Below are 19327 nucleotides of genomic sequence, written 5' to 3'. Positions count from 1 at the left end.
GATCAGCCCCGGTATTCGCGCGGGGTGAGGGCGCGGCCGATGCGCGCTTCGATCTTGGCGTACTTCCACAGCTTCCACGGACTGTCGCCGACCGGTGTGGTGCGCAGGATGCCGCAAGCCTCCTTGACGGTCTCCTGGGTGTCGACGTCGCAGAGCAGGTAGCAGGTCCACGGCCAGCCGTCGGACGGGCCGACCAGATGCGAGTCGTCGTCGATGTCGCCGATGAAGCCGACGCCGGGCAGGCCCTTGATGCCGTCCATCAGCGCGACGAAGGCGGTCCACACGTCACTCGCGGCGACGCCGCCTTCGGGAAGGTCGAAGAAGTTCTGGTTGATGCCGATGCAGAACAGCACCCGCAGCGGGGTAGCGCTCATGGTGGTGGTTCATCTCCTCGTCAGCGGTCGGGAGTGGTCACTGGAAACCGGGAACGGTGGGCGGCTGGCCCATCAGCACGGCACCCGCGGCGTCGTACATGGCCGGGCCGAGGAAAGCGTGCTGGCGCGGGACCAGGGCGTCGCCGAGCAGCCCTTGCAAGGGATGGCCGGTGGCGATGGCGGCGGTCCCGGACAGGCGGATGACCTGGTCGACGGTTTCCGCGGCGGTCTTCGCCAGATGGGTCGAGGACATCCGGAGATGCGCGTTCTGTTCCGGCGTCACGGGATCGCCGTCCAGTACGGTCTGCCACGCGTCGTGGGTGACCTCGTAGAAGTATGCCCGTGCCGAACGCATCGTCGCCTCGGCTTCGGCCAGCCCGGTGCGGTAGTAGGCGCGGTCGGCGAGTTTCGGCGCGCCTGTGACGCCCGAACGGCCGCTGCCGACCTCGATAGCGAAGTCGAGCGCGGCGCGCGCGACACCCGCGCCGACGACCGCCAGGACCTGGGAGGCGTAGGCGAGGGTGGGGTAGCGGTACAGCGGTTCGTCGATGGTCGGCTCGCCGCCGCGGATGAACGTCCATTCCCGGGGCACCTCGACCTTGTCGACGACGAGATCGAAGGAACCCGTGCCCTTCATCCCGACGACGTCCCATTCCCGGACGATCTCGACCTGTTCGGGGCGCAGCAGCGCGGTGCGCGGCTTTCCGGCGGTCGAGTCGTCACCCGGGATCCCGACGCCCAGGATGTCCGCGCCCATGCAGCCGCTCGCGAACTTCCAGCGGCCGTCGACCAGGAAGCCTGCCGCGGTCGGTTCGGCCCGCTGGACGGGGAAGAGCCCGCCCGCGAAGCACACGTCCGGTCCGTCGGCGTACAGCTTGGCCTGGGTCTCGACGGGCAGCGCCGCGAGGTAGACCAGCGCCGAGCCGAAGCTGGCGACCCAGCCGGTGGAGCCGTCGACGACGGAGATCCGCTCCACCAGTTCCAGGAATTCGGCCGGGGGAAGGGGAGCACCGCCGAACCGCGCGGGGGTCGCGGCCCGGTAGACGCCTGCTTCCTTGAGCCTGCCGACGAACTCGCGCGACACGTACCGCTGGTCGCGGAACTCCTGACGGCGCTCGGCGAGTTCGGCCAGGACGTCTTCGAGTGTCGCGGCCGGGCGCTCCTGGGTCTGGGCCATCTGGCGCTCCTCGGGTCGGGGCAGCGGTCCGGTGTGACCGCGTGCCCTCGACGTTAGGGATCACGTCCAGGTCTTTCCATTGGTCATTGCCTGCCCGGGTGCGGGGGTTCCCACCCGGACCCATAGGGGAAATCCTTACCCGGCGGTCCGGAGGCGAACTCCTATGCTGAGGCCGTGCAGGTCGATCCGATGGCGCCGGAGCTGGGGGCCGACGACTTCGCGGCGATGATGAACGCCTCGAAGGTGTGCGTGCTCGTCCACGACGCGGCGACCAAGAACATCCTGTGGGCCAACCCCGCCGCGTGCGAGATGCTCGAATTCAGCCTTTCGGAGCTCCGCCCGCTCAAGGCGAACCACATGAGCAGTTCCGCCCAGCAGTACGACCGGGTGATCGGGCGGGCGTGGCTCCAGGCGGCGGTGGACCACGGTTCGAGCCGGATCGTGTGGCACTACCGCAGCAAATCGGGTCGCGTCATCCCCACCGACGCGGTGGCCATCCGCGTCGAGCTGGCCCGGGGTCCCGCGGTGATGGTCCAGTTCCGCGACATCCAGCGCGCGGAGGAGGTCGAGCGGGAGCTGAAGCTGACGACGTCGTACGTCGACGCGCTGGCCCGGCACACCTCGACCGTCGCGTTCATGCTCGACGCCGCCGGCGCGGTGCGGTTCGCGACCGACAGCGCGCTGACCTTCCTCGGGCTGACCGGCGACGACGATCGGCTGGCCGGGGAGCCGCTGACCGCGTACGCGCGGTTGTACCTCGACGGCAGGCCGGTCCGCTGGGCCGAGGTGGCCGCCGGCGCGGACCCGGTCGGACCGGTCCAGCTGGAGGTGTCGGGGGAGTGCGCGACCTGGCTGGAGGGAAGCCTGGAGCGGCTCTCCGAGTCCGAGGTGGACGCGTACCTGATGATCCTGCACGACGTCTCAGAGCGAGTGCGTGGCGAAGCGCGCCGGGAACTGGAACTGCGGCACGAGAACTATCTGGCGCGCTACAACGCCATGGGGGACCTGGCGATGGCGATCGCGCACGAGCTCGGCCAGCCGCTGGCCGCCGCCGCGAACTTCATCGCGGGCATCCGGGCGCGCGCCGCCACGATGGCCACCGCCGGCGACGTCCGCGACCAGATCGCGGGCCAGATGGGCTACGGCTTGGACAGTGTCGCCCGGCAGATCGACAGGGCCAAGGAGATCGTCGGCTCCCTGCGGTCCTTCGTCGGGCATCTGGAACAGGTCGAGCAGCTGGTCGACCTGAACGAGATCGTCCGGGAATGCCTGTACTTCATCGAGCTGAGCGCCGCGCCGAACGCCGTCGAGGTCGAGGTCCGGCTCGATCCGGCGCCGGTACCGGTGCGCTGCGAGCGTGTCCTCACCGGTCAGGTGGTGATGAACCTGTGTCTCAACGCGATCGACGAGACCGCGGAATGCGAACCGCTGCTCCGGCGGATCACCGTGAGCACACAGGTGAAGGAAGGCGTCGGGGTGCTCACCGTCGACGACCACGGCCGTGGTGTCTCCCGTGACCCCTTCGCCGAATCGTTCACCGGCAAGCCCGGCGGAAGCGGGATCGGGCTGGCGCTGAGCCACCGCATCATCACCCGGCAGCACGGAAGCATCTGGGCCGAGCTGCGCGAGGAGGGCGGCTCCCGGTTCGGTTTCGCGCTGCCACTGGCGGAGCAGGGCGCCACGTAAGGGAAATCCTCAGGCGGCGCGGTGGAACTCGGGATATCGCCGGTTTCGGCCGCGGCTCTAGCGTCGAGGCATGACCGATGAGCTGACCACCACCCAGCGCCGGTTCCGCGCGGCGATGGCGAATCTTTCGACGGCCGTCAACATCGTCACCACCGACGGGGTGAGCGGCAAGGCCGGCATCACGGTGAGCGCGGTCTGTTCGGTCACCGACTCGCCGCCGACCCTGCTGGTCTGCGTCAACCAGTCCAGCTACACCCACGACATCTTCCGCACCAACCGGCGGATGGCCATCAACGTCCTGGCGCCCCAGCACGAGAATCTCGCCGTGCAGTTCGCGGGCGCGACCGACGTGCCGATGCTCGACCGGTTCCGGTTCGACGTCTGGGATCACGACAGTTTCGGGATCCCCGTCGTCCGCGACGCGGCGGCCGTCCTCATCGGACAGGTCGGCGCCGAATTCACCCAGGGCACGCACACCGTGCTCTTCGTCGAGGTCGAGGACGTGTTCGTCGACGAGGACGCCGGGGCCCTCGCCTACTTCCGGCGCGCCTTCCACCGGATCGCGCCGACCGGCGCGAACGCCTGAGCGACGGGGACGCGGATGAACGAGCAGGGCGAGCGCACCACGCTGATGTGTTACAACGATACCCACGGATACGGCTGGCGCCATGTGGATCTGTTCGTGCACGACGCCGAGGGACGCGAGCTGAACTGGGTCCACTGGCAGGTCCCGGCGGACGGTCCCGACGCCGCCGACGAGGTGACGGCGCGGGTCGAACCCCGGCTGAGGCGTACCTCGGAGTGGCGGCACGCGGTGAGCGCGGGCGGTGTGGACTATTGGGAAGCGGATGCCGCTTGGGAGGAAGAGTGAAGCTCACACGCCCGTGGCCGTTGCGTGAACTCGTCGGAGAGCTACGGCAGGGGCGTACGACGCCCGAGGCGGCGGCGCGACGCGCGCTGGCCCGGATCTCTGAGACCGAGCCGGAGCTGCACGCTTGGGTCGAGCAGGCACCGCTCGACGACCTGTCGCCGGACTCCACCGGGCCACTCGGCGGCGTACCGCTCGGGGTCAAGGACATCATCGACCTGGCGGGCCTGCCCACCCGCTGCGGTTCGGAGCTGCGTGCCGAGGCCGCTCCGGCGGACACGGACGCGGCGATCCTGACCGCGTGGCGCACGGCGGGCGCGGTGCCGCTCGGCAAGACGGTCAGCACCGAGTTCGCGTTCTTCGCCCCCGGCCCGACCCGCAATCCTGCGGCCCCCGGTCACACCCCGGGCGGCTCGTCGAGCGGCTCGGCCGCCGCGGTCGCGTCCGGGCAGGCTCCGCTGGCGCTGGGTTCGCAGACCGCCGGATCGGTCACCAGGCCGGCGTCGTTCTGCGGGGTCGCCTCGCTGGTCATGAGCCACGGCCGGTACCCGGTCACCGGCGTGACCGGGCTGAGCCCCTCGCTGGACAGCCACGGCGTGTTCGCGGCCTCGGCCGCCGATCTCGCGCTCGCGTGGTCGGCGCTGACCGCCGAACCCGACGTCGGGACGGATGGCGATCGTCGGCCGCCGCGAATTCTGGTGTGGGCCGCCGACGCGCTCGACGTCGTCGAAGCGCCGATGCGGGACGCCGTCACACAGGCGGCGAAGCTCGTGAGGGAAGCCGGGGCGACGGTCGAGCCGTTCCCCGACGAACGGCTGATGGCCGAAGTCACCGCCGCGCATCCGGTGGTGATGGCCTACGAAGCGGCCCGGGAAAGGGCCGCCGAACTCGCCGTGGCCGAACGGTTGAGCGTCCCCTTGGCGCGCCTGCTCCGGACCGGTGCCGCCACCTCGGACGCCGAGTACGGCGCCGCACGCGCCACCATCGCCCGTGGTGCCGCCCGGGTCGCGGAACTCCTCGGCTCCTACGACCTCGTGCTCGGCCCGGCCGCGCCCGGCGCCGCGCCGCGAGGACTCGACACGACCGGGGACCCGGCCCTGAGCCGGGGTTGGCAGGCACTCGGCCTGCCCGCGATCGCGCTGCCCGGATTCACCGACCCGGCGGGTTTGCCGCTCGGTCTACAGGTCGTCGGAAGGCGCGGCGGGGAAACCGACCTGCTCGGACACGCCTGCTGGGTGGAACGGAGCCTCCCGTGAGTGCCGGTGATTCCGCGTCCGGAGGCGAACCGTCGCCGGTGGTCTACATCGTCGACGACGACGAGGCCATCCGCCAATCCCTGGTGTTCCTGCTGGAAAGCGTCGGCATCCAGGCGCTCGTCTACCCGGACGGGCCGACGTTCCTGGAGGAGTTCGACCCCGACGAGCCGAGCGTTCTGATCGTCGACGTCCGGATGCCGGGGCTCAGCGGGTTGCAACTCCAGGAGAAGCTCGTCGCCCGCGAATTCCCGGCCCCGGTGATCTTCTGCTCCGCGCACGGCGACATCCCGATGTCGGTGCGGGCACTCCGGCAGGGCGCGGTCGACTTCCTGGAGAAACCGTACGAACCGCAGCGGATGCTGGAGGTCGTCCAGGCACAGCTGGTGATCGCGACGGAACGCTTCGCGGTGGCCGCACGCCGCAAGGCCGTCGGCGAACGGATCGCGACGCTGACCCCACGCGAGCGGGAGGTGCTCAGGCTGGTGATCGACGGACTGCCCAGCCAGCTGATCGCGCGCCGGCTGGGCACCAGCGTGAAAACCGTGGACGTGCACCGCGCCCGGATCAAGGCCAAGACCGAGTCCGACAGCCTCGGCACCCTGGTCCGCGACGTCCTCCAGCATCAGGTCAGCGTGTAGGCGCCATCAGCACCGACGCCGCCGGGAAGTCCGACGCGAAACCCGAAGGCAACGGGGCGATGAAGACGTTCTCGGTCCGCGTGCGGGTGAGGAGCCAGCCGTCCTCGTGGCGCCTGAAGGCGTTGTTGAGCCTGCTGGACCGCAGAAGCCCGGTGCCGTCGGCGTAGAGCCACGGCTGGACGTGGATCCATTGCCCCTCGGCCTTCTCGCCGTCGACGTGGATCTGTTCCGAGGTCAGGTAATGGGCGTTGAGGACCAGCTTCTGACTCCAGAACCGCTCGAAATGCGCCCGGATCGCGGCCTTGCCCACCGCACGGCCGAACTGGCCGTCGTAGTGCTCGCCGACGCCTTCCCAGACCGCGTCCTCGGCGTAGAGGTCGAGGATCAGGTCGATGCGGTGCTCGTCGTCGGTGACGCCGAATTCCGGGCACGGGGTGTCGCAGAGGAACATGTAGCGTGCCTGGAGCCGCCGGATCGCGGCCTCGGCCTCCAACGTCTCGACGCGGCGCCGCAGTTCGGTGATCTCGTCGTTCATCGGCCGGTCCTCACTGGTGCGGTTTCGGGGAGTGCCAGCAGGCAGACGACGGTCAGCGCCATCCCGCCGGCGAGGTAGTAGCCGACCGACGTCGCGGTGCCGGTCCATTCGATGAGCCGGTTGGCCATCGACGGCGCGAGACCGCCGCCCAGTACCGCGCCGATCTGGTAGGCCAGCCCGGCGCCGGACTGACGTTGTTCGGGCGTGAACAGCTCCGTCAGACAAGTGATCAGCGGTCCGAAAAGGAATCCGGTGAGGGCGAAACCACCGGCGATGGCGAGCGCCCACGCGGTCAGCGTGCCGATCCGCGCGATCGGGAAGAGCACGAACATGTACGCCAGTACCGCCACGGCCGCCGCGACCATCACGGGTTTGCGGCCCAGCCGGTCGGAGAGCCGGGCGCCGAGCACGACCGTCACCGCGTGGAGCGCGAGCGCCGGCAGCGTGCACCACAGCGCGGCCTGGATGTCCAGCCCGAGGCCTTGGGGAACGGGACCGGCGGCGTACGAGAGCATGAATCCGGCCAGTACGAACATGACCCCGTTGAGCCCGGTGTTCGCCCCGGCCGCGAGCAGCAGCCTTCCCCAGCTGTCGCGGATGACGTTCCAGATCGGCATCTTGACGATCTGCTCGTCCAGCTTGTCGGCCGCGAGTTCGTGGAACACGGGCGATTCCTCAAGAGCACGCCGCGCCCAGACACCGATCGCCAGCACGACCGCGCCGCCGATGAAGGGAATCCGCCAGCCCCAGCTGGTGACAATTCCTTGCGGTAGATAGAAGATCAGCACGAAGGCGAGATTCGCCAGCAGGGCGCCCAACGGCGAACCCAGCGCGACGAAGGCGCCGTACGCCGCTCGCCGGGCCGGTGGCGCGTGTTCCACCGCGAGCACCGACGCCCCGCCCAGTTCACCGCCTCGCGAGAAACCGTGCACCAGTCGCAACAGGACGAGCAGCAACGGCGCGGCCACGCCGATTTCGGCATAGCCGGGCAAGAGTCCCATGAGGACAGTGGCCGCGCCCATGAGATAGAAGGTGATGAGCATGGCGCGCCGTCGCCCGTACCGGTCGCCGACCCACCCCATCACGATCGCGCCGAGCGGTGCGACGACGTAGCCGATGGTGTAGGTCATCAGGCTCATGAACGACGCGAACCAGGGATCGGTGCCGCCGGAGAAGAAGACCTTGGGAAAGACCAGCGCGGAGGCGACGGTGTAGATCGAGAAGTCGAAGAACTCCAGCGAAGTCCCGGCACCCGCGCCGATCGCCAGCCTGCGGGTCCGGGTCGAGGTGGTCGTGGATGGAGCGGTGGATGCTGTCATGCGCTCTTCCTTGAACGGTGACGAGACGGTCGGCGTTGCTCCCTCCCCGGCGACGCCTGTGAGTTCGTCTCAACGTAGGAACGCGCGGAGACCGCGGCCATTGGAGGAACCCGTTGCCCGGCTGAAGGATTTCCCTACCGTGCCGCTCCTCCCGCTCGACTTGCGTCCACCGAGGACGCCCGCCGGAAGGTTGCGAAAGCCACTTTCGCAACGTTGAAGGTTGCGAAAGTGGCTTTCGCAACGCCGCCTTTCGATCGGGTCGCTCTGGTGGGTGGGTCGTGCCGTCGATCATCGGTCCGGTCCGTGAAGGCCTCCTTGAGGGACTCTGGGTCCCTCAAGGAGTACTTCACGGAATCGCGGTCGCCACTCTCGCCCCACATGCACCAGCAGCCACAGCGGTTACGCGTGAAGGCCCCCTTCCCTCGGCTCAGCCGAGGAAAGGGGGCCTTCATGTACAGCAGGCGGGCAAGGGCAGGGACCGAGTGGGTCGTGAGTGGTAAGTGACGTTCTAACGTCACTTACCACTCACGACCCACTCGCCCCACCGCTCACCGCCGCCTGGCCTGCCTGCGGTACATGAAGGCCCCCTTCACTGCGTTTAGCGCAAGGAAGGAGGCCTTCACGGACCGGACCTGACCTGTCAACAACAGCAGCCAGAGGCCAGGAGGTACCTAAGACACCCTTGGCTCTAACGACACTTAACACTCACGACCGCTTGCCTCAGACAGGGGAGCCCGCGGCCGTGGCGGTGCGGTCGATGATGGCGGCCAGCGTCGCGGCCGCCTCTTCGGGAACCCAGTGACTGACGCCGGTCAGGATCTCGAGCCGGTACTCGCCGTCGACGTACTGGCCGGCGAGTTCGGCGCTCCGGCGGGACAGGGCCGTGTCGCCGTCACTCCAGACGTGGGTGGTCGGGACCGGAACCCGTCCGCTCAGGCCCGTCGGGCGCTGCAGGAACATCGCGCGGTACCAGTTCAGCCCACCGGTCAGCGCGCCGCCGCGCAGGATCTCCTGGTGCACCCGGCCGATCTGCTCCGGGGTCATCCCGGTTTTCGCGAGTGTCCGGTCCAGGACCCGCGGCCGGGACCGCATGGCGCGTTCGGGCAGCCAGGGGATCTGGAAGAAGGCCATGTAGGACGACCGGATGAGCTGGTCACCGGTCAGCATCGCGCGCAGGAAGGCCCCGGCGTGGGGGACCGACACGCTGGTCAGGGACCTGATCAGGTCCGGCCGCCGGGCCGCGGTCGCCCACGCGACGTTGGCGCCCCAGTCGTGTCCGACCAGGTGGACCGGTCCGGTCCCGATCGCGTCGACGAGCGCGACGGTGTCGCCCACGAGACGGCTCGACCGGTAGGCGAAGCGACCCTTGGGCCGCGCACGGGGCGAGTAGCCGCGCTGGTCGGGGGCGATCGTGCGGTACCCCTGCTCGTTGAGCAATGCGGCGGTCTCCGCCCACGAAGTGCTCGTCTGCGGGAATCCGTGCAGCAGGACGACGACGGTGCCGTCCAGCGGGCCGGTGTCGCGTACGTCGAAGGTGAGGCCGTCGTGGTCGAAGGAGCCGACGCGGCTGGGGCTCGTCATGGTCCGGTTCTCCTCGCTGATCGGCGGGGCGGGTGGCCATGGCGGCCATTTAGGTGTTACCTTGGGTAACAGTGAATCTCGGTAACGCTTAAACCGTACACCCCAGCCGACGTTGTCAGGGAGGTCCGTATGACCAGCACCGATGTGCCGCGCACCGCGGAGACGGCCGAGGCCGGTCGCCGCGAGACCGCGCAGCGCCTGCTCGATTCGTCCGCGATGCTGTCCTACGACCCGGCCACCGAGGTGGACTGGGAGACGCCGCTGGACAAGGACTTCCACGGCGCGAGCCCGGAGTGGAGCACCCTCTACGGCACGAGTTACTGGGCCGAGATGAGCCCGGAGCAGCAGAAGGAGCTCACGCGCCAGGAAGCCGCTTCGGTCGCGAGCACCGGAATCTGGTTCGAGATGATCCTGCAGCAGATGGTGCTGCGCGACTTCTACGCCAAGGACCCGACCGACCCGGCCTTCCAGTGGGCGCTGACCGAGATCGCCGACGAATGCCGTCACTCGATCATGTTCGCCCGCGGCGCGGAGAAGCTCGGCGCGCCTCCGTACCGTCCGCGCAGGCTCGCCGTCGAACTCGGCCGGGTCTTCAAGGCGACCGCCACTGGTGAAGCGGCGTACGCGGCGATCCTCGTCGCCGAAGAAGTCCTCGACGTGATGCAGCGCGACTGGATGCGCGACGAGCGCGTGGTCCCGTTCGTGCGCACCATCAACAACATCCACGTGGTCGAAGAGTCCCGGCACATGAAGTTCGCCAGGGAAGAGACCAAGGAGCAACTGGAGGGCGCGGGCCCCGTGCGCCGCCGGATCAACGCGCTGGTCATCGCGATCGCGTCGTACTTCATCGTCAGCAGCATGGTCAACCGCGACGTCTACAAGAACGCGGGGCTCGACACCGCGCGCGCGTTGCGCGAGGCGAAGGCCAACGAGCACCACAAGTCGATGATGCGCTCCAGCTGTGCCGGGCTGATGGAGTTCCTCGGCTCGTGCGGTCTGCTCACCAAGCCCGCCCTAGTGTTCTACAAGCGGGCGAACCTGATCTGACATGGCCTTCGCGATCACCCAGACCTGTTGCAGCGACGCCACTTGCGTGTCGGTCTGCCCGGTCAACTGCATCCATCCGACACCGGACGAGCCCGATTTCGGCACCACCGAAATGCTCTACGTCGATCCGGCGTCGTGCATCGATTGCGGGGCCTGCGCGGACGCCTGCCCGGTGGACGCGATCTTCCCGGCGGATCTGCTGACCGGACCGCTCCAGGTCTACGCGGGAATCAACGCGGAGTACTTCGCGGATCGCGAGGTCGTCTCCTCGGCGGACCCGGCGCCGAACTTCCACAGCTGGAGCCCGCCGACGTTCGACAGGGCCATTCCGAGCGACTTCGCGCCGCCGGACATCGCCGTCGTCGGCACCGGCCCGGCCGGGATGTACGCCGTCGAGGACCTGCTCCTGCACACGAACGCGCGGGTCACCCTGATCGACCGGCTGCCGGTCGCGGGCGGGCTCGTCCGCTTCGGCGTCGCCCCGGACCACCCCGCCACGAAACGGATCGGCGAGACCTTCTCGCGGCTTCACGAGCACCCGCGGCTGCGGCTGCGACTGGGCACCGAGGTCGGCCGGGACGTCACCGTGGACGAACTGGCCGGGCGTCATGACGCCGTCGTGTACGCGGTCGGCGCCTCGTCCGCGCGAGGCCTCGGTCTCGGCGGCGAAGAACTGCCGGGCAGCGTCGCCGCGACCACCGTGGTCGGCTGGTACAACGGGCATCCGGACGTCCCCGCGGACGCGGTGGACCTGTCCGCGGAACGTGTCGTGCTGATCGGCACCGGCAACGTCGCCCTCGACGTGGCCCGGATCCTGACCGCCGACCCGGACACGCTGACCGGGACCACGATCGCCCCGCACGCGCTGGAACGTTTGCGTACCAGCAAGATCAGGGAGGTCGTGTTGCTCGCCCGGCGCGGGCCGGAGGACGCCGCCTACACCTCCCCGGAACTGCTCGCGCTGGCCGGACGCGCCGACGTGCCGCTCGTCGTCGACGACGCGGACCCGCGCACCACGGCCGCGATCGACGCGGGCACCGGCAAGGCGAAACTGTTGCGCGACCTAGGGCGCGAGACCGTCGACTGGACCGCGCCACCGGCCGCGGACGGACGCCGTATCGTCCTGCGTTTCCACTCCGCGCCCACCGGGATCATCGGGGACACACAGGTGCGCGGCCTGCGTGTCACGGGCCCGGACGGGCAGGCCGAGATCGCCACCGGCCAGGTCGTGCGCGCGGTCGGATACCGCGGCGTTCCCGTGCCGGGCCTCCCGTTCGACGACGACCGCGGCACGATCCCGAACACCGCCGGCCGCGTCGACGGAAGCACCGGCGCCTACGTGGTCGGCTGGATCAAACGCGGCCCCTCCGGCGGGATCGGCGCGAACCGCACCTGCGCCCGGGAGACCGTGGCGACCCTGCTGGACGACATCACCTCCGGCAGGCTTCCGGTCCGGACCCGGCGATCGCCGATCGCCGCGCTGGCCGCGCGATTCCGAGGCCGCTGACCACGGCCTTTCGGACCGGCCTCGAGTTTCGGCCTAAAAAGCCACACTTTCGCCTTGACGGGCGAAAGTGTGGCTTTTTAATTCTTTCGAGTGAACCGCGCGTTCGTCCGTGCATCTGATCTTCGACAGTCGTCTTCTCCATATGTGGCTATCCCGGGTCGGGCGTGCAAGGCGGGAGATCACCGGCTTTGGCCTGAAATTGTCCAAGATTCGCCTCGTGCCGATTTCCGGGTCGGCGAGAAAGGGTGAATCCGCTAGACGGTGAAAGGCTGTCCGAGCGTGGTCGACGATCGACGCGTTGAAACAGACAGAAGTCCTCTTCAAAGAGAATTCGAAAAGATCTACCCGGTCTTGCGCGCCAAGATTCTTCGCTTTGTCAAGTTTCGCGCGGGCTGGCTCGACTGTGACGAGATGGCCGACGCCGTGCTCGAGCGTCTTTGGCAGCGGTTGCGCGACTCTCGGCCCGCCGTCCGGGAGATCGAAGCGATGGCGATCGCCATCGCGGCGAATGTGGTGAAGGACGCGGTCAAGAAGAAGCGACCGGTGTACACGGACGACATCGCGGGCCTCGAGAAGAGACCCAGCGCCTGGATCACGGGAGACCGAGATGGGCACATCGATCTCCTCGCCGCGATCGAGCAGCTCGAGCCTCATCTACGGGAGGCGCTCAGCCTGGTTTTCTTCGACGAGCAGTCCGTGGTCCAAGCGGCGCGGATTCTCCGCGTCGGCAGAGGCGTCGTACGACGGCGTATCGACCGGGCGCTCGAGAAACTCCGTCGACTGCTGGCGGATCGTCCTCCCGGCCAGACCTGAGTTCAACGGGAAGTGAAGTGCGGAAAAGGGGAGTGCGAAGTGAGAATCTCATGGCGGCGATCCAAGATGGCGGGCACCGCGTATGACGGTGATCTCGAGAGGCGGCTCGCCTCACTCCGTGAGGCGATGTTCCAGGCGTCGTACGCCCGGAACGACCCCGCCCGGCAACGCGAATTCCTGGAAAGAATCTTCGAAGGAACGCAGAGCCAGGATTCTTCCTTCGTTTCCGTCGTCGAAGCCAGAGGGCCCCGTGACGGCGTGGTGGAGGTCGCGCCGGCGTCCGTTCCGGACCTCGTCGCGGCGAGGCGGAAGCGCCGGAACCTGGTCGTCACGGCCGCCGCCGCGGTGGTCTTGTGCGTCGTCGGCGTGTGCTACGGGGTCCTGCGCCAGGGCGGAGGCGGTGCCCAGGAGGGCGCCGGTCAGGCGGCGAAGTTGCGCATCGGCCTGTTGAACGTCGTCGACACGGCTCCCTTGTACCGGGCACTCGACCAGGGCTACTTCAAGGACGAGCACATCGACATCGAGATCGAAAAGGTCCGGGGCGGCCCCGACGCCATCAGGGAATTGGTTCAGAAGAAGATCGACATCGCCTTCACCAGTTACCCGGGCGCGCTGACCGCGCAGTCCAAAGGGGTGGCCGATCTGAAGATCCTCGCGGCGGCCTACACCGCGCGCAACAGCCATCTCATGCTGATGGGTCTCGGTGACGGGCCGTTGACGCACCCCAGTGACGTGCGGGGCAAGCGCATCGCGGTGACGGCCACGGGATCCATCTCCGACATCGGCATGGCCTTGGCCCTCCGCGACGCCAACGTCGCGCCCGGTTCCATCGAGTGGGTGCCGATGTTCATGGACGACATGCTCGCCGCGCTGAAACGCGGCGACGTCGACGGCGCCGTCATGGCGGAGCCCTACGTGACCCGGGCGGAGCAGGCCGGTGCGGTCCCGGTGCTCGACGTGACCTTGGGGCGCCGGGCCTTGCTGCCCTTGTCCGGCTGGTTCGTCACGTCCGGGCAGGTGGAGAGCCAGGCCAAGGTCCTCCGGGCCTTCCAGAGTGCCTTGGCGCGTGGCGCGAGGGATGTGCAGCGGCCCGATGTCCGGGACTCGGTGCTGACCAAGTACCTGGAGGTCGACCCCGCGTTCGTCGACGACGTCCGGATCGCGACGTACCCGGAGACGGTCGACCCGACGGAAATCCAGAAAGTCGCGGATCTCATGCTGGCCAACGGTTTCCTGGCCGCGCCGCTGGACGTCCGGAAGCTGGTGCTCCGCTGGCCGAGCGGCGGCTGACGTCCCGGGATGGCCAGACGGTCATCCCGTCCGCGCTTTATCGACTCAAAGCCGATTCGAGGAGTGTGTGCCGTGCCTGTGTTCGTCGCATACGCACATGATGCGCGAGGAAGGGCAATGGCCGGCGCGCTCGTGTCCGCCTTGCGCGACCGAGGTGTCGTCGTGCACTGGGACGGTGACCTCAAAGAGCAGAACGTGGTGTCACAAGCGGCCTGGATGGCCCAGATGATCGCTGAGAACCTGGTCATCCCTGTCCTGTCCGAGGCCTTCGTCGAGCACTTCGGCCGGATCACGGAGTCCCCGGCTCACCGCGGGGTCAGGTTCGAAAGCTCTCTCATCATCCAGAAGTACTACGACCACTGGCGGTCGACGCATTGCCCGATCATCCCCGTCGCGGACCGCGGATTCGTTGTGGAGTCAGCACCTGCCGTCCTGGCCGGCATCCCCATCAGCCGGCTGGGCGAGCAGCCCGGCGACGGTATCGACGAGATCGTCCGGCGGATCCGGCGGCTCGAAGGCGCGGCGCCGAGCCAGCTTCCGCCACCACTGGAGCCGCACGACATCGTCAGCGACATGGAGTGGGCCGGGAGCACGGCCGTCTCCGGTCCGGATCTCGTGCGTGAGTGGCTGCGCTGCCTGGTCGGGACACCGCTCGACGCCGGTAAGTTCGCCGGGACGTTCTCCGCGGTCGAGAACGTCATCCGCGGCTCGGTCGACGACCGGCTGATGCAGGAGATCACCGATCGCTGCGTCGTGGTGCTGAACACGGCACCGGCCGGCTCACCGGCCTCGGGGGAGAAGGCGAGAGCGCTCATCGTGGGTCTGGCCTGGTTGCTGCGACGGCGCGGAGAGTTCGGGCTGGCCGCGAGAGTGGTGCTCGAAGCGGTGGACATCGCGGAGACGGAGGGAGACCTCCTGACCGCGGCCCTCGGTCACGCTTCGTTGGGACACATCCGCCGGGAACTCGCCGAAGGCTCGGCCGGTCGGTCGCGTTCCGGCCACCTCCGGACGGCTGAAGGCAGTGCCAGGAAAGCGATCAAGCTACTCCGCCGGCTCGGTGACAGCACCGGCCGGATCGGTGCGTGCGAACACGTTCACGCGCACGTCCGGTGGTGCCGCCATCAGTTGCTCGGCGAAGCGAGATCTCTGCGGGCGGCGGCCCGGCTCGCGGAGAAGGCGGCCCGGCACATGAGCGAAGCCGGCATGCCGATCCACCAGGAACTGTGCTTGTTGCGGGCGGAGATCGCCGCCGCCCGGGGTGACGCTCAGCGTGCGGGTGAACTCGTCGAACGCGTCGTGCGCAGCCTGACGGACCGACCGGCCGACTCGACCGCGTTCTCCGCTCTGGTCGGGCGGGCCCACCTCGTGTCCGCCGAAATCCGCAGGCACACCGAACCGTTGAAGGCCGTCCGGCTCGCCGAAGCGGCGTTCAAGATCTTCGATCGCGCATCGATGACCCGGTTCGCCGATCTGAGCCGGTGGATGCTCGTGACGCTCGACCCCCGGGCAGCGGGGGTGACCCCGGCGGACGTCCGGTACCTGGAGAGACGCTGCCAGGATCCTCGCGTCCGCCTCGGCGCGGTAGCGGAGCGGGGCCGCCGGATCGACGAGCGCATCCGGCCGCGATGGTCGGCCCGAGCGGAGTGGCGCGACATCCTGAAGGCGGTCGAGAGTTCGGCTGGTGACCAGTCCTCGCCGACAGCACGGATCACTCCTTTCCTGGGCGGCTGAGGCGGCGAGAAAGAACAAGACTGTTCTTCCTGAATTTCGCGGTACACGCTCGATGGAGCCGAACGTCGACGTGGAGGTACGGGTGGCTTTGACCGGTGGTGGCATCGACCGTGAGATCGACAGGGAGCAGGAGTACGTGACGGCCTTGTACGCCCGGCTGGATGCTCTGCGCGAGGAGGCGGCCGAGCGGCTGGCGGCGGCCGAGGGCCGGGAGGCGGCGGCTGTCTGGCGGGCGGAGGCCGCGCGTCTGGACGCGGTGGAGCAGGGGTTGTGCTTCGGGCGGCTCGACATGCGTGACGGCCGGTGCGTGTACATCGGCAGGCTCGGCCTTTTCCCGGACGAAGGCGGCGAGCCGTTGCTGGTGGACTGGCGGGTTCCGGTGGCCCGGGCGTTCTACACCGCGACGGCGACCGCTCCGGGCGGGGTGCGGAGACGGCGGAACATCACCACGCGCGGCCGGATCGTCGTCGCGCTGAACGACGAGTTGCTGACCCCGGACGGCGCCCGCGACGAGGATCTGGTCGGTGAGGCGGCGTTGCTGGCGGCGGCGACCGCGGCGCGGACCGGGCGGATGCGCGACATCGTGTCCACCCTTCAGGCCGAACAGGATCAGATCATCCGGCACGAGACCGACGGGGTGCTGGTGGTGCAGGGCGGTCCCGGCACGGGGAAGACCGCCGTCGCGTTGCACCGGGTCGCGTATCTGCTCTACACCCGTCCGCATCTGCGCGCCCGCGGTGTTCTGGTGGTGGGTCCCAGCCGGGTCTTCCTCGACTACATCGGCCAGGTACTGCCGGGTCTCGGCGAGAACAGCGTGGTGACCGCGACCATCGCCGACCTGCGGCCGGACGTCGAGATCAGCCGGGAGGATCCGCCCGGGCTCGTCGAGCTCAAGGGCGAGGCGGTCATGGCCGGGCAGCTGGCCGCGGCGGTGGGGTCGCGGTTGCGGACACCGGAGCACCCGGTCGAGGTCGAGTTCGAGCAACAGGTGCTGCGGCTCGAACCGCGCGAGTGCGACCGCGCGATGCGCAAGGCCAGGCGCACGAGACTTCCGCACAACCAGGCCAGGCTGGTCTTTCAGCGGGAGATCGTGGAGGCGCTCGCGGGACGCCTGATCGAGGCCATGGAAGCGATCGTGCTCACCGACACCGGCGAGGCGCTCGACGGCGGCAGCCCGGACGGCCGGCTCGGCGAGGCCGATCTGCGCGCGCTCGCGGCCGCGGGCGTCGTGATCGACCACGACACCGGGCCGACGACCATGCTGGACGAGGTGGACCGGGCCGCTCTGCGGAACTCGATACTCGCCGACACCGGTGTCCAGGCCACGCTCGATGAGCTGTGGCCGCCGCTGGCCCCGGAACGGGTGGTGTCGGACCTGCTCGGCGAGCGGTGTGACGGCTGGAGCGCCGTGGACGTCCCGTTGCTCGACGAAGCCGCCGCCCTGCTCGGACCGGACGACGGCCATGCCACGTTCGGGCACGTGGTCGTCGACGAGGCGCAGGAACTGTCCGAAATGGACTGGCGGATGCTGATGCGCCGGTGCCCCAGCAGATCGATGACCGTCGTCGGGGACCTCGCCCAGACCGGGAACCCGGCAGGAACCTCGTCGTGGGACCGCGTGCTGCGGCCACATGTGCGGGAGCGGTGGCAACTCGCCCGCCTCACGGTCAACTACCGCACACCGGCGGAAGTCATGGCCGCCACCGCGGACCTGCTCGCCGCCTACCATCCCGGAACGCCTCCGGCCCGCTCGATCCGCTCGACCGGTGTACCGCCCTGGCGGCTCGGCACCACCCGCGCCGACCTGATCACCACCGTCGCCGACCTCGCCGCGGCACACACCGACGGGCAACTCGGGATCATCGCGCCGAATGCCCTCGTCGCGCCGCTGGCCGCCGCGCTGGCCCTCGGCACTTCGCCAGACCTGAACGGAAAGGTAGTGCTGCTCACCGTCGATGAGGCCAAAGGCCTGGAGTTCGACTCGGTTCTGATCGTCGACCCGGCCGCGCTGCTCGGCGCCGCACCACACGGTCACAACGACCTCTACGTCGCCATGACCAGGACCACCCAGCGGCTGGGCGTCGTACACCCCGGACAGCCACCCGCCGAACTGTCCGCGTTGCAGCACCACCCGGGGAGGACAGAACAATGGGTGATCTACTGGATGACTTGATGAAACGGGCCGATGCCAACGCCTTGGCGGAGCTCGGGGTCTACGAACGTGAGTTCCCGGAGCATCGGGCGCTGGCCTCGAATCGGCGTTCTCGTGCGGAGACCTTGGATTACGCGGTGTGGTTCCGCCGTCGCACTGTCGAGCTGACCCAGGAGGTGGCCGAAGGTGACGACTTGGGGGAGTTGCTGCGTCTCGTGACCTGGTTCGGCGCGCAAACGCCCCGAGGCAGCGGCGCTTACCTGGACGCTTAATCTGGCAGGCCAACGCCGTCCGCGGACCCTTGACTACCGCCTCAGGCGGACCAGGGAAGTGGTCGAGCTCGATCCCGGTTCCGCCAAAGGAGTCCGCGTCCTCACCGCGGCCGGTTCCCGCCCGCTGGCTTCTGAGTAGTTCTACCGGTGCGGTGTGACGGAAGCTTCGGGCACGATCAGTGGTGTCCGTCTGCTGGGGGCGGCGCTCACCGAGGAGAATCATGAAACTCCGTCATGCCTTCACCACGCTCGCCGTCGCCACGGGTCTGATGGGCGTGTTCGCGCCTGTCGCGACCGCCGACGAGCCGATCGCGAGCATCGACTTCTCCGCCGAACAGGGCGCTTTCCCGGTCGACGGGAAGAGCGGGTACTGGGTCGGCTCGCCCGAGCACGAGGTGATGATCCGCGAGGTCGGTGACGTCGTGCGCGTGGACGCCGACGCCGACAACGGTCAGTACTACCTCCGGCTCGACTTCAGCGCCCCGACCGGTGCGTTGCAGGTGGGCCCGTACGAACACGCAGGGGGAGCCCGCATCCACGCGATCGCCACCGGTCTGGGCTGCCTGGACGACTACTCGACCTTCACGATCAGCCGTATCGAACGGAGCGCCGAAGGACTCACCGCCCTCGACGCCACGTTCGAACAGCGCTGCGGCAGTCCCGCCGCGCCGGCGCTGCGTGGCGAGGTCCGTTACCGGCGTTGAGTTCAGGCGGGAATCGTTCCCGCAGCCGTCGGCCGGTACTCAGGTCCGTGAAGGCCTCCTTGAGGGACTCTGGGTCCCTCAAGGAGGCTTTCACGGACTTCACCGCGGGTCTGCCGGTTCTCGTGGTGGGGCGGAGTCCCGGAGGCGTTGCGAAAGCCACGTTCGCAACCTTCAACGTTGCGAACGTGGCTTTCGCGACACCCGAGGTCGGCGTGCCGGCGAGCGAAGGAACACGCCGCCTTTGCCTTACCCCCCAATAGAACGACCCAAAACACTCACGACCCGCACCAAAAGTGCCTACAGGCATCAAGTGCCCACCGATCGCCACGAACTGTCCTGTGTGGACGAAGTGTCACTGAGCTTCCCCCCGTTCGCCG

General features: G+C 68.8%; 18 protein-coding genes. 13 read left to right on the top strand and 5 right to left on the bottom strand.

Annotation, left to right across the window (positions count from 1 at the left end; genetic code table 11):
- Positions 1 to 2 precede the first annotated feature (2 nt).
- Together B0293_RS39470 and B0293_RS39465 are read right to left on the bottom strand one after the other, a co-directional pair.
- A complete protein-coding gene (locus B0293_RS39470) occupies positions 3 to 374 on the bottom strand; it encodes a hypothetical protein (RefSeq protein WP_005163177.1) in 372 nt (123 codons plus the stop codon).
- 37 nt (positions 375 to 411) lie between these two features.
- On the bottom strand, positions 412 to 1551 hold the full coding sequence (locus B0293_RS39465) for an acyl-CoA dehydrogenase family protein (RefSeq protein ID WP_005163180.1): 1140 nt from the start codon (positions 1549 to 1551) through the stop codon (positions 412 to 414).
- Between the two features lie 174 nt (positions 1552 to 1725).
- On the opposite strand from B0293_RS39465, the gene B0293_RS39460 reads away from it, so the two are divergent.
- The 5 genes from B0293_RS39460 to B0293_RS39440 all read left to right on the top strand — a co-directional run bounded on the left by B0293_RS39460 (position 1726) and on the right by B0293_RS39440 (position 5999).
- Positions 1726 to 3237 (top strand): PAS domain-containing sensor histidine kinase, encoded by a 1512-nt coding sequence (locus B0293_RS39460; RefSeq protein ID WP_005163182.1) that lies wholly within the window; start codon positions 1726 to 1728, stop codon positions 3235 to 3237.
- A gap of 70 nt (positions 3238 to 3307) precedes the next feature.
- Positions 3308 to 3823: a flavin reductase gene (locus B0293_RS39455; RefSeq protein WP_005163202.1), complete on the top strand. Its 516-nt coding sequence runs from the start codon at positions 3308 to 3310 to the stop codon at positions 3821 to 3823.
- 15 nt (positions 3824 to 3838) lie between these two features.
- A complete protein-coding gene (locus B0293_RS39450; RefSeq protein ID WP_005163205.1) occupies positions 3839 to 4108 on the top strand; it encodes a hypothetical protein in 270 nt (89 codons plus the stop codon).
- On the top strand, positions 4105 to 5361 hold the full coding sequence (locus B0293_RS39445) for an amidase (RefSeq protein WP_005163207.1): 1257 nt from the start codon (positions 4105 to 4107) through the stop codon (positions 5359 to 5361). The genes B0293_RS39450 and B0293_RS39445 overlap by 4 nt, the downstream gene beginning before the upstream one ends.
- Positions 5358 to 5999 (top strand): response regulator transcription factor, encoded by a 642-nt coding sequence (locus B0293_RS39440; RefSeq protein ID WP_005163209.1) that lies wholly within the window; start codon positions 5358 to 5360, stop codon positions 5997 to 5999. The genes B0293_RS39445 and B0293_RS39440 overlap by 4 nt, the downstream gene beginning before the upstream one ends.
- On the opposite strand, the gene B0293_RS39435 is transcribed toward B0293_RS39440, so the two are convergent.
- The 3 genes from B0293_RS39435 to B0293_RS39425 all read right to left on the bottom strand — a co-directional run bounded on the left by B0293_RS39435 (position 5989) and on the right by B0293_RS39425 (position 9434).
- On the bottom strand, positions 5989 to 6534 hold the full coding sequence (locus B0293_RS39435) for a nuclear transport factor 2 family protein (RefSeq protein WP_005163210.1): 546 nt from the start codon (positions 6532 to 6534) through the stop codon (positions 5989 to 5991). The genes B0293_RS39440 and B0293_RS39435 overlap by 11 nt on opposite strands.
- Positions 6531 to 7853, bottom strand: coding sequence for an MFS transporter (locus B0293_RS39430; protein WP_005163215.1), 1323 nt, complete (start codon positions 7851 to 7853; stop codon positions 6531 to 6533). Before B0293_RS39430 ends, B0293_RS39435 begins: the two co-directional genes overlap by 4 nt.
- 720 nt (positions 7854 to 8573) lie before the next feature.
- Entirely contained in the window at positions 8574 to 9434 is an 861-nt protein-coding gene (locus B0293_RS39425; protein WP_005165014.1) for an alpha/beta fold hydrolase, read from the bottom strand.
- A 129-nt stretch (positions 9435 to 9563) separates the two neighbouring features.
- On the opposite strand from B0293_RS39425, the gene B0293_RS39420 reads away from it, so the two are divergent.
- The 8 genes from B0293_RS39420 to B0293_RS39385 all read left to right on the top strand — a co-directional run bounded on the left by B0293_RS39420 (position 9564) and on the right by B0293_RS39385 (position 18950).
- Positions 9564 to 10481, top strand: coding sequence for an AurF N-oxygenase family protein (locus B0293_RS39420; RefSeq protein WP_005165016.1), 918 nt, complete (start codon positions 9564 to 9566; stop codon positions 10479 to 10481).
- Position 10482: 1 nt separating this feature from the next.
- A complete protein-coding gene (locus B0293_RS39415) occupies positions 10483 to 11988 on the top strand; it encodes an FAD-dependent oxidoreductase (protein WP_005165017.1) in 1506 nt (501 codons plus the stop codon).
- Positions 11989 to 12267: 279 nt separating this feature from the next.
- Positions 12268 to 12801 (top strand): RNA polymerase sigma factor, encoded by a 534-nt coding sequence (locus tag B0293_RS39410; protein WP_157376437.1) that lies wholly within the window; start codon positions 12268 to 12270, stop codon positions 12799 to 12801.
- A gap of 39 nt (positions 12802 to 12840) precedes the next feature.
- A complete protein-coding gene (locus tag B0293_RS39405) occupies positions 12841 to 14091 on the top strand; it encodes an ABC transporter substrate-binding protein (RefSeq protein ID WP_143254748.1) in 1251 nt (416 codons plus the stop codon).
- A 117-nt stretch (positions 14092 to 14208) separates the two neighbouring features.
- Complete coding sequence (locus B0293_RS39400) at positions 14209 to 15822, top strand: hypothetical protein (RefSeq protein ID WP_005165020.1); 1614 nt, start codon at positions 14209 to 14211, stop codon at positions 15820 to 15822.
- Positions 15823 to 15874: 52 nt separating this feature from the next.
- A complete protein-coding gene (locus B0293_RS39395) occupies positions 15875 to 17995 on the top strand; it encodes a HelD family protein (protein ID WP_005165021.1) in 2121 nt (706 codons plus the stop codon).
- Positions 17995 to 18246: a hypothetical protein gene (locus tag B0293_RS39390; protein WP_005165022.1), complete on the top strand. Its 252-nt coding sequence runs from the start codon at positions 17995 to 17997 to the stop codon at positions 18244 to 18246. The genes B0293_RS39395 and B0293_RS39390 overlap by 1 nt, the downstream gene beginning before the upstream one ends.
- A 221-nt stretch (positions 18247 to 18467) precedes the next feature.
- Positions 18468 to 18950, top strand: a complete 483-nt coding sequence (locus B0293_RS39385; protein ID WP_005165023.1) for a hypothetical protein — start codon at positions 18468 to 18470, stop codon at positions 18948 to 18950.
- Positions 18951 to 19327 lie beyond the last annotated feature (377 nt).

This window comes from Amycolatopsis azurea DSM 43854 (assembly GCF_001995215.1).
Classification (GTDB): Bacteria; Actinomycetota; Actinomycetes; order Mycobacteriales; family Pseudonocardiaceae; genus Amycolatopsis; species Amycolatopsis azurea.
This window is presented reverse-complemented; position numbering and strand designations above follow the sequence as displayed.

Coding starts and splice junctions, on each gene's coding strand:
- B0293_RS39430 (WP_005163215.1), bottom strand. CDS start 7,853: ATGACAGCATCCACCGCTCCATCCACGACCACCTCGACCCGGACCCGC.
- B0293_RS39455 (WP_005163202.1), top strand. CDS start 3,308: ATGACCGATGAGCTGACCACCACCCAGCGCCGGTTCCGCGCGGCGATG.
- B0293_RS39465 (WP_005163180.1), bottom strand. CDS start 1,551: ATGGCCCAGACCCAGGAGCGCCCGGCCGCGACACTCGAAGACGTCCTG.
- B0293_RS39450 (WP_005163205.1), top strand. CDS start 3,839: ATGAACGAGCAGGGCGAGCGCACCACGCTGATGTGTTACAACGATACC.
- B0293_RS39415 (WP_005165017.1), top strand. CDS start 10,483: ATGGCCTTCGCGATCACCCAGACCTGTTGCAGCGACGCCACTTGCGTG.
- B0293_RS39400 (WP_005165020.1), top strand. CDS start 14,209: ATGGCCGGCGCGCTCGTGTCCGCCTTGCGCGACCGAGGTGTCGTCGTG.
- B0293_RS39390 (WP_005165022.1), top strand. CDS start 17,995: ATGAAACGGGCCGATGCCAACGCCTTGGCGGAGCTCGGGGTCTACGAA.
- B0293_RS39420 (WP_005165016.1), top strand. CDS start 9,564: ATGACCAGCACCGATGTGCCGCGCACCGCGGAGACGGCCGAGGCCGGT.
- B0293_RS39425 (WP_005165014.1), bottom strand. CDS start 9,434: ATGACGAGCCCCAGCCGCGTCGGCTCCTTCGACCACGACGGCCTCACC.
- B0293_RS39470 (WP_005163177.1), bottom strand. CDS start 374: ATGAGCGCTACCCCGCTGCGGGTGCTGTTCTGCATCGGCATCAACCAG.
- B0293_RS39435 (WP_005163210.1), bottom strand. CDS start 6,534: ATGAACGACGAGATCACCGAACTGCGGCGCCGCGTCGAGACGTTGGAG.
- B0293_RS39385 (WP_005165023.1), top strand. CDS start 18,468: ATGAAACTCCGTCATGCCTTCACCACGCTCGCCGTCGCCACGGGTCTG.
- B0293_RS39395 (WP_005165021.1), top strand. CDS start 15,875: ATGGAGCCGAACGTCGACGTGGAGGTACGGGTGGCTTTGACCGGTGGT.